At 71.4% G+C, this 9,052-nt stretch carries 9 protein-coding genes and 1 pseudogene; 1 reads left to right on the forward strand and 9 read right to left on the reverse strand.

From position 1 onward, the window contains the following. Window positions 1–36 precede the first annotated feature (36 nt). On the reverse strand, window positions 37–1,461 hold the full coding sequence (locus EF903_RS03980) for a hypothetical protein (protein WP_125541182.1): 1,425 nt from the start codon (window positions 1,459–1,461) through the stop codon (window positions 37–39). A gap of 74 nt (window positions 1,462–1,535) precedes the next feature. Here EF903_RS03980 and EF903_RS35795 point away from each other — a divergent pair, with 74 nt between their 5' ends. Then, the gene (locus EF903_RS35795) at window positions 1,536–2,618 is read left to right on the forward strand and encodes a GNAT family N-acetyltransferase (RefSeq protein ID WP_312845881.1); all 1,083 of its coding nucleotides are present in this window, start codon (window positions 1,536–1,538) and stop codon (window positions 2,616–2,618) included. A gap of 25 nt (window positions 2,619–2,643) precedes the next feature. Here EF903_RS35795 and EF903_RS03995 read toward each other — a convergent pair. The 8 genes and pseudogenes from EF903_RS03995 to EF903_RS04030 all read right to left on the reverse strand — a co-directional run. Continuing rightward, window positions 2,644–2,934 (reverse strand): annotated as a pseudogene (locus EF903_RS03995) (restriction endonuclease); the annotation flags it as partial. A gap of 27 nt (window positions 2,935–2,961) precedes the next feature. Next, window positions 2,962–3,978: a hypothetical protein gene (locus EF903_RS04000; RefSeq protein ID WP_125541183.1), complete on the reverse strand. Its 1,017-nt coding sequence runs from the start codon at window positions 3,976–3,978 to the stop codon at window positions 2,962–2,964. An 8-nt stretch (window positions 3,979–3,986) separates the two neighbouring features. After that, window positions 3,987–6,458, reverse strand: a complete 2,472-nt coding sequence (locus EF903_RS04005; RefSeq protein WP_260614782.1) for a site-specific integrase — start codon at window positions 6,456–6,458, stop codon at window positions 3,987–3,989. Further along, window positions 6,451–7,581, reverse strand: coding sequence for a site-specific integrase (locus EF903_RS04010; protein ID WP_125541184.1), 1,131 nt, complete (start codon window positions 7,579–7,581; stop codon window positions 6,451–6,453). Before EF903_RS04010 ends, EF903_RS04005 begins: the two co-directional genes overlap by 8 nt. A gap of 44 nt (window positions 7,582–7,625) precedes the next feature. After that, window positions 7,626–8,045 carry a restriction endonuclease gene (locus tag EF903_RS04015; RefSeq protein ID WP_399420068.1) on the reverse strand — a complete coding sequence of 140 codons (420 nt, stop codon included), beginning with the start codon at window positions 8,043–8,045 and terminating at the stop codon, window positions 7,626–7,628. A gap of 116 nt (window positions 8,046–8,161) precedes the next feature. After that, window positions 8,162–8,371, reverse strand: coding sequence for a hypothetical protein (locus tag EF903_RS04020; RefSeq protein ID WP_125541185.1), 210 nt, complete (start codon window positions 8,369–8,371; stop codon window positions 8,162–8,164). A 196-nt stretch (window positions 8,372–8,567) separates the two neighbouring features. Then, on the reverse strand, window positions 8,568–8,825 hold the full coding sequence (locus EF903_RS04025; protein WP_125541186.1) for a hypothetical protein: 258 nt from the start codon (window positions 8,823–8,825) through the stop codon (window positions 8,568–8,570). Further along, window positions 8,812–9,052: DUF6400 family protein (locus EF903_RS04030; protein WP_125541187.1), on the reverse strand; the 241-nt coding region annotated here is incomplete at its 5' end. The genes EF903_RS04025 and EF903_RS04030, both read right to left, overlap by 14 nt.

Here is a 9,052-nt window from a genome sequence, read left to right on the forward strand (position 1 = left end):
CCGCCCGCGGCACCCGGTGAGCCGGGACGCCGCGCCTCACGCCGGGGCCGCGAGCGTCGTGTGGAGGCGGCGGGCTTCGCGGGTGGAGGGGGCCGAGCCCGGCCGGGCCGCGAGGGCGTCGACGCCGGGGACTGTGCCGCGCGCGCCGCAGGCCGCGGCGCAGTCCGCGGCCAGGGCCAACAGCGGCACATGCGGCCGTACGGGCCCGCCCGCGGCCGGCGGCGCCAGCAGCTCGGGGAGGGCCGCGGCCGCCACCGGCCACACGGCGGCCGCGCCGCCCGGGGCTTCCGCGGCCTCACGGAGCGATGCCGTGACCACCGGGAGTTTCAGCGTGCCCAGGAGCACCAGCCGGGCCAAGTGGGCGCCCAGCAGCGCCCCGTCGAGGCGGCCGCGCGCCGCCAGTCCGGCCAGTGCCTCCACCGCCGCGGCGCGGGCGGCGTCGGGCCGGGCCCCGAGCCCGTACGCCACGGCCAGGTGCACGGCCGGCCCGGCCGGGCCCGAGCTGCGGGCCAGCGCCGGCAGGAAGTCCGGGCTGCCGTCACCGGCGCCGTTCTGGTCGGCGGTCGCCGCGACCTGCGTCAGCAGACGCGACGCCACGATCTCCGGATGCCAGGGCAGCGCGGCGGCGGCGTGCCGCTCGCGGGACCGCAGCAGCAGGTGGTTGCAGCCGATCAGCGGCTCGAAGCGGCGGAACAGCGACCAGAACGGCCGCGGGAAGTCCCCCCGCCCGGGGAGCTCCCCGGTGCCGACGAGGATCCGCCGCCCCACGCGGGCCCGCCGCCGGCGGCTCGGCGGCTCCGGCTCGCCCGGCTCACGCTCCACGGTGAGCTCCGGCTGCGGCAGCCCGCCGGCGCGCAGCCACGCGGCGACCCGCGGCCCCTCCGGCAGCTCCAACTCCTCGGCGGCCGACACCACGTCCGGGTCGGCGGGCCCGCCGCCGCACCGCAGCAGCGCCTGCCCGAGGTCGGCGGGCCCGGGCCGGGCGCCCGCCTGCTCGTACTCCGTCAGCCGCATCACCAGCTCGCGCGGATCCAGCGTGCCGTCCGCGCTGTCGGAGGTGGCCAGCAGCATCGGCACCACCGCACCGCGGCGCAGCAGGGAGCAGACCTCGCCGGCCCGGGCCGCGAGCACCAGGTCGACCGCCTCGTGCTGGCAGGTCTCCAGCCAGCGCGACGCCTCCGCGGGGCCCGGCTCGACCGGTCCCGCCGCGCTGCGGACCACCGCGAGGAGCCGCCTCGCGGCGGCCGCCTGCGGCTGGTACGGGCCGGGCCACTGCTCCACGACCGGCTGCAGGGCCGCAGCGAGCGCGCCCCGGTCCCGTCCGGCCAGGCGGACGACCGCGTCGAGCAGCGCCTCGTACTCGGGCACGCTGCCGCCGTCCCCGCCGATCAGCTCCCCGGCCGCCCGCGCGACCGCCTCCGCCGAGCGGTACCCGACCGCCCCGCCTCCCCGGACGTCCACCCGCACCCTCCCGATTCGTTGCCCCTGCACAACGGTGCGGCGACGCTAACAGGGCGGGCTGACATCATGATCGGATGCATCCGATACCGCCCGTGCTCCCCGCCGGCGCCATGGGAGCGGGCGACCAGCCGGAGTTCGCCCTCCGCGCCGGTTTCCTGCTGCGCCCCTGGCGCGAGACCGACACCGACGCGGAAGCCCTGGCGGACTCCTGCCGCGACCCCGGCATCCGGCACTGGAATCGGCCCGAGGACCTGACGCCCGCCGGCGCCCGCGAGAAGATCGCGCGGTGGGGCGGGCGCTGGCGCGCCGAGGAGGCGGCGGTCTGGGCGATCACCCCGCCCTCCGGCGAACGCCCGGTGGGCCTGGTCGGGCTGGCCGACGTCGACCTGGCGGGCGGCAGCGCCGAGTTCGTGTACTGGCTGCTGCCCGAGGGCCGGGGGCACGGGGTCATGGCCGCGGCCGTAGCCCGCGTCAGCCGGTGGGCTTTGGACGAACTGGGACTGCACCGGCTGAGGATCACGCACTCCGTCGCGAACGAGGCCTCCTGCCGCGTCGCCCTCCAGGCGGGCTTCCCCCTGGAAGGCACCCTGCGCAGCGCCCTGCTCCACGCCGACGGCCGGCACGACGAACACCTGCACGCCCGCATCCAGGGCGATCCGCACCCGGCGGCTCAGCCGACCGTCGGAGCCGGCCGCTGGCCTGCGGCCATGTCCGACACGTATGAAGTGGTCCTCGCCGTGGACCTCCGCGACGACCTGTCCGAGGCGGAGCTCACCGAACTGCGCCTGCACCTCGGCCTCGGCCCGCGGCCGGAGCCCGTACCCGCAGAGCCGTACGCGGCCCCGGGCGCGGAGGACGACCACCGGCCCCTGCTGGGCGGCTCGGGCCCTGCCCGTTCGTCGGGCGGCGCCCTGGTGTCCGTACTGGTCCGCCGCGACGGCCCGGGCTCCGGCGGCTGGGCGCTGACCAGCCGGCAGGAACTCCACCCCGACGAGTTCGACGACGTCGGCGTGCTCCTCTCCCGGCTCGCGGCCAGGGCCGTCGACCGCCACCGCCACGCCGACGGCGCGGTCGCCCTCGGCTGGACCCGCTTCCACGAATCGGACCGCCCCGAACCCCTGGTGGTCCGCAACGGCACCGTCGCCTGGCCGACCTGACCACGGCGGCCGGGGCCGTTTCCCGCTACGAGCGGGGGGTCGGGCGGCGCGGCGGGGGGACGGAGCGCAGGACTTCCCACAGGGGGCGTGAGTCGGCCGCCCAGACGGCCAAGGTCTGGCGGTCGACGACGTGAAGGCGCTGCTGTGCGGCGAAGGCCACCGCCGGCCTGGTGACCCGGCCGTTCGTCACGATCACCGCGACGTCGGCGCCGTGCACCTGGCGCGCGGTGCCGTTGAGGACCTGGAGGTCCGGCGTGCCCACCGCCGAGCCGTCCAGGCCCTTGGCGCGGTGCTTGCACTGGATCACCCTTCTCTGCACTTCACCCGGGCGCCTGAACGGCAACTACAGTGCTGGTTCGGCTGGGCCTGTCCAGTGCATCTCTTCGAAGACGTACTTAGCTGTTGTCGCTACTTCCTCGATCGCCGAGTAGTGGGACGCCGTCCTTGCGAGGGTGGCGTCTGCTCTAGTTGCCCGCAGGGCAGACTCGATGACGAAGAGCCGCGACGCTTTGTAATCGTCCAGCGTCAGCGACCGGTGTGCGGGCGAGAAGTGAATCCGAATAGGGCCCGCAAAGTAGCGGCCGATGGCTGGCGAGATTGCCCTGAACTGGATGTATTTTGCATAGTCGATCCCGAGTGCCATCACCTGCATCGCCTGCTGGATACGACTGACCGACTCGGTCAGTCGTTCGATCTGCTTCAGCTCAGGCTTCGCAGTGTCGAGGGGGAACGTGGGGTCTCGGTAGCGATCGAGTTTGGGGCCGAACTGGAACGGGTTCGTCGGCCAGTGCCTTTGGTGCTGGTTGTCGCCTGTGTAGTAGTCGAGCAGTTCTTCCATGGCGAGGACCAAGCCGGCCATCGCCGGGATGACGTTTCCTGCGACGGCGTGGGTGTGCGCCTCATGAAGAAACCTGCTGGTCTCCTCCCTCGCAACCAGGTCCACCATGTCCACGGTGCCGAAGTCGACATTGAAGATCATCTGTGTCGCATCGGTGAAGAACGTGGTCACGTCCGCTTTCGCCTGGGAGATTGCCTGAGTTGAAGGGATCGTTCCGTAGTGCTTGAGTGCGACGCGGATCTTGTTCACCCGGTCGAGGGCTTGCTTGCTGGGCAGTTCCTGGCCGACGGGCATGGACGGGTTCAGCCTCTCCCAGTATTGGAGGAACTGCATGCTGCTCGGCAGGTTGACCTTCAGATGGTCGGCGGCTATCAGCAAGAAGTGCTCCACCGCATCCTGGAACGACAGGACTGCGGCTGCTGACAGCGGCTCGGGCTGGCTGCTTTGGGCTATGCCCTGCTCGTGGAGGAAGCGGACGAACGCCAGTCGCTGGATGGTCGTCGGGCTCAGCGGGGTGGTCACAATGGCTCCTAGGAACGTGGCCGCGGGAGCCCCAGATCAACAGGGGTCCTTCGCGTGAGGCGGAGGGCTTCCGCGCGCTTACCGCGGAGGAAGACGAGGGTCTGATCGATCCCGTCGATCTCCCCCAGCCACGATTCCGCCTGAGCACGTTGTCGCCGCAAGAGCAGATCCTTCTCCAGTTCATCGAGTCGCGCCACCATTTTGGGATTGACCTGGAGTACGGGGCAGCGGATGCAAGCGTGCTCGTGCCGGCAGGGGGTCCCATAGGGGCGCGCGCAGCTGCCCAGCTCGACCTTCCGCTTCTCGAAGTGCTCCTGGAACTCTGCCCACTCCTGCTCAGTGACCTCGCCGTATTCGGCGGCCGGGCGTAGGGCCCGACGGTTGTTGAGGAACCGCTGGTAATGCGCGACGACGTCCTCGTTGAAGACCGCGACGTAACCCTGAGTGGTCTGCAGATTGAGATGGCCAAGCAGTGCGGCACCGATGTGGATGGGGAGTCCGCCGTTGACGATCTCGGTTGCGAAGAGCCTTCGGAAGTCGTGGGGTGTGAAGGCAAGGCCGGCAAATGCTCTGTTCGTCTCGCCGATCGCCTTGCAGGTGCGGCGGAGCATGTTGAGCATCGTGCCGGTCGCCAGGACGCTGCGGATGCTGCCGACCTGCCTCTGGAAGAGGAAGGGCATGGGGTCAGACCAGGTCTTCTCGTGTCCGTCGTAGCGGCTGACTAGCGGGATCGTCTGTCCGCCGCGGTGGTGGCGGCGGATGATCTGGGCGATCGCGTGGAAGAGGTCCGCTGACATCGGGATCACTCGTTCACGGTCGTTCTTCGACGGAGTGATGACCAGCAGGGCGATGACCTCGCCGTTCGGTCGCTCGTACTGTCGGACGCTTAGGTGAGTGAGTTCCGACAGCTCCTCGATACGGATGCCGCTGTGCCGCAGGACCTCGATGGCCGCCCATTCCCAGAACGCTGAGTCCTCGGCGAAAGTGACGTTGATCAGCTCGCCGGTGTCCTCGTCGTGGATGCGGACTGGGGGCTCAGTCTCGATCTTGAACCGTCGCTGGTCCTTCGTTGAGTCGCTGCGGCGGTAGCGTCGGCCACCGTGCTCGAAGGACTCTCCCAGGCCGACTTGCCGTGCCGCTTCTAACAGTCCGCAGAACCGTTCGTGTCGTTCTTCGACGTGTTTGACCAGGCCAGGCAGCAGCGGCTGCCGCTGCCTGGTGCGGTCGGCCATCCGCCGGTTGATCTCGCGCCGGCGCTTGGAGAAGCCCTTGAGGTCCTCGGGCCGGACCGGGCATGGAGCCACCCAGGGAACCCAGCGCTCAGGTTCCTCGACCGCCCAGGACTGCAGGTCCAGGTAGAAGCCGCGAATCGCCAGGAGAATCGACTCGGTGTTCTTCCGCTCCTTGGCGCGGTCCCTCTCCCAGAAGGCGACATGTGCCCGCCACTGGTCCCAGACGTCCTGGCCGAGGGCGAGGCTGGCCTGGTCAGGGTGAATCTGCTCGATCTTCGACCAGAAGGTGCCCGCCAGAATGCGGGCCAAGCCGTCGCGAGTGACGTAGTCGGTGTCGGCCTGCCTGCGTAGGAGGTAGTCGATGATCAACCGCCGGATCCCCTGATTGCGCAGTGGGTAGCGGTCGACCAGCTGCTCCGGGGTGAGCTGGCCGGTATAGATGAACTTCCGCAGCGTCGCGGGGGTGCCGGGCGGGAAGTGCCCGGTAGAGTGCAGAATCTCCCAAGCCCCTCGGGCTGCGAAACACGACTGGTCCTTGCTGGCACCGTGAGTGACGCCGAGGCGCCGACATTCCAGCGAATAGTGCAGCAGGGCCTCAGGAGTGAGGTGTTCCAGTCCGATCCCCTGCGTAGTGAGCGCGCAGGCGATGTCGAACTTGACGCGGATGCGGTGGCTGAGACCGAGGTTGGATCGGGCATCGACCGCCGCATAGAACGCCTCCAGGGCCGGGTCGTGGCTAGCCAACCCGAAGCTTTCGGGGTAATCGCCGAACCTGTTGGCGCGGAACCCGCCGACTGAGGGCCGGATGACGCGCGCGCAGAAAGCCAGTTTTGCCGCCGATGTCACGGCCTGCCGGTCCTGGGTCGATCCGGAAACCACGAGCGTATTGACCGGCAAGGCCTTGTCACCGTCGAAGGGGCTGTTCTCCCACTTGGCCTGCCAGTCCGCGCCAGGCAGGGTTTCCAGGTGCTCGAACAGGAGCCGCAAACCGCGGCGGCGCTTAACGTAGGTGGAGTGAGTGAGGCCCGGCGCGAACTGCTCGACCAGCGAGCACAGCTGCAGGACCGACGTCCGGGACAGGTCGCCGAAAGGAGCCGGCGGGTCGTCCGGCCGCGGAGCCGGGGCGGCCTTCACGGCGGCGTCTGGGAAGCGGGTGGCGACCGGTTCGTCGAAGGTCATGTCCCGGAACACCGTCCGGCGGTTGCGGGCGGTGTAGGTGGGGACGAGCGTGCCGTGGACGTTAGCCACCGAACACCGCCTGGATGTCAGCGGGGTCATAGCCGGGGGCGAAGGACCGCTCGACGCGCGGCCGGTTGTAGTGCTCCTGGAGCTTGTCGAAGAGGTCGTCGATGCGGGTGTTGAGGTAGATGCCCGTGGTGGCCAGGGCGGCGTGTCGCATGATCGTACGTACTTCCGAGAGGGTCAGGTTGGCGTCGTTGGCCATCCGCTGAGCGGCGGTGTGCCGCAGGTCGTGGAGGGTCCAGTTGGTTTCAAGCTTGGTGTTCGCGCGCTGGAGGATGCGGCGTATGGCCCAGTAGGTGAGAGGCTTCTCGGCGCCGTGCCGGGTCCGCCAGACCGGCTCGTCTGCGGCGGGGATCCCGGCCTGGTCAAGGTAGGCGGCCAGCAGCAGGAAGCCCTGCGGGCTGGCCGGGACCGGTTCGCGCAGGTCGGTGCCCTTGCTGATGACGTAGAGCTGCTGGCCCGACCAGTCGATGTCGCCCAAGGTGATGCCAAGCAGTTCGCTCGCGCGAGCTCCGCTGGAGACGTAGAGCTGGAGCAGGGCCCGGTCGCGGTCGTGGTTCATGGCTGCGAACAACTCGTCCCACATCGCGTCGGGGATCGCTCGGGGCTGCTTCTGCGGGGTTCGCTGCCTCAGCCGGGCCCGGCGGTGCAGCGGCGTCGGGCTGTCCGGGCTGCGGTGGGCGAGGGCCCGCCGGCGCTGCACGGACTCCGGCACCGGGTTGACCACCGGGCCGCGACCGTAGTGGCGGTGGAAAGCGTAGAAGCCGCTGACGACGGTCAGAGCGTGATTGATGGTGGTCGGCGCGTATCCGGCTCTCAGGTACTGCTTGCCGGTGCGCGGATTCACCGACCCTGGTGGCGGGGACGACGGGTTGCTGCGGCGGCGCTGCGGGTTCTTGGCGGTGCGGAGCCAGCCGACCATGGTCGCGGCCTCCGCCCCGGTGGCCTTTTCCCAGTCGACGCCAAGCAGCCACAGCAGCCGGAACCAGCGCAGCAGGTCGTTGGCATAACTGCGACAGGTCGCCGGGCTGTTGTCACCGAGGGAGAGGTCCTTGAGGTAGGACTCGACGGGGGCGACCAAGATGCCGGCAGCGTCGGCCACGGCGTACGGCGGAATCTGGCGGGGCATCTGGATCACCGCACCGACACGGGGTACGTCAGTACGTCCGTCAATCAGCTCGCGGTGTAGGTCCCTGGGCAATGGGACTCCTTGGGGGTAGGCGTCGTCCCGCTCAACGACCCAACCGAAGTGCAGTTAACAGACCAGCGCCGGCGGAAGGGGTCGGTGGCCTTCACATCGGCTCCCAGGTCCCCGCCGCCCCCGACCCGGACCGCGTCCGCGCAGCCGTCCCGGCGCATCAGGTCCCGTACCGCGTCCTCGAAGCGGGAGTGGTGCAGGGCGTCCAGCCGGGGGAGCCCGTAGCGCAGCCCCTGCGCGCGGACCGCCTCCCACCGCGCCCGCTGCCGCGCCCGGTGCAGCCGGGCGGCGACGGCGGCCACCGCGCAGGCGCCGACCGCGGCCGGGACCCACCAGTGGGTCAGCAGCCAGTCGACCACGGCCGCCGCGAAGGCGAGCGCCGCGGCCCCGCCCACCAGGAGACCGGCTGTGCGCTCCTGCGCGCGCTGCCGCCGGGCCGGCCTGCGGGTGCGCCGCCGTACCGGCGGGCGCCTGCCCAGCGGCGCCCGTCGCGGCCTGCGGGCGCGCGGGCTCACCGGCCGGCCCGGGTGACGCCGCCGGCCGGCCGGCCCAGGACGCCCAGGACTCTGCGGCCGACCGGGGTGGGAGCGAGCAGGACCCCCGGCGCCGGGATGATGAGGGCCGTGGTCCGCTCCTCCGCCCGGCTGCGGGCCCGGGTGCGCCGGCGCAGGCGGAAGGAGACGACGACCGCGAGCGGTACGGCCATGTTGATCGTCGGCAACCGTCCAGACCTCCCCCGAGCACGGCCGTGGCGGCCGCCGGCTCCAGCAGCCCTCTGTGTAGCCGGGGGGAGCCGCAGCGCGGGTGCCTTTCGTCGCGCTTGGCGCGAAGTGGCCTGGTCTGGCGGGATCGGGCGGGTGGGCACGCGGACGGCCGTCGGGTCGTCGCACGTGCGTCGCCCCCGTGGGGGCTTCGCGTCAGAGGCCGCGGAGGGTGTCGGTGAGGCGGTCCCAGCGGGAGCGGGTCGCGCCGAAGCCCGTCTCGTGAACCCACACGTGGGTGCACCCCGGGCACTGCAGGTGGAGCAGGCTGCCGGTGTTGCTCAGCAGGTAGCGCCAGTGGTCCGGGCACGTCCGCCGATCCGCGCACGGCCCGCAGGCGCGGGCGTCGTCGCAGCCCGGGCAGCGTACCCAGGCGCGGCGGCCCGGGTCGGCCTGCGGGTCAAGCGGCAGCACGGCCACCGCCCGGGCGGCGGGGGAGCACCCCGGCGGCGACGAGGTCGTCGTGGATCCGCTGCTGGTCGGCGTCCAGGCCCGAGTACAGCAGGTCATACGCCTCCTCTTCGCCGCGCAGCACCTCGACCGGGTCCCAGTCGGGCCCGAGGGCTGCGAGGATCTGGGCGCGCCGCTGGATCTCCTGCGCGGTCAGGTCGACGTCGAAGCCGACGAGGGCGCCGGGGCGG

The sequence above is a fragment of the Streptomyces sp. WAC05292 genome, assembly GCF_003949955.1.
GTDB classification, from domain to species: domain Bacteria; phylum Actinomycetota; class Actinomycetes; order Streptomycetales; family Streptomycetaceae; genus Streptomyces; species Streptomyces globosus.

What these genes read in the sequence shown, in the direction of transcription:
- EF903_RS35795 (WP_312845881.1), top strand. Translation starts at nt 1,536, where the DNA reads ATGCATCCGATACCGCCCGTGCTCCCCGCCGGCGCCATGGGAGCGGGC.
- EF903_RS04010 (WP_125541184.1), bottom strand. Translation starts at nt 7,581, where the DNA reads ATGCCCCGCCAGATTCCGCCGTACGCCGTGGCCGACGCTGCCGGCATC.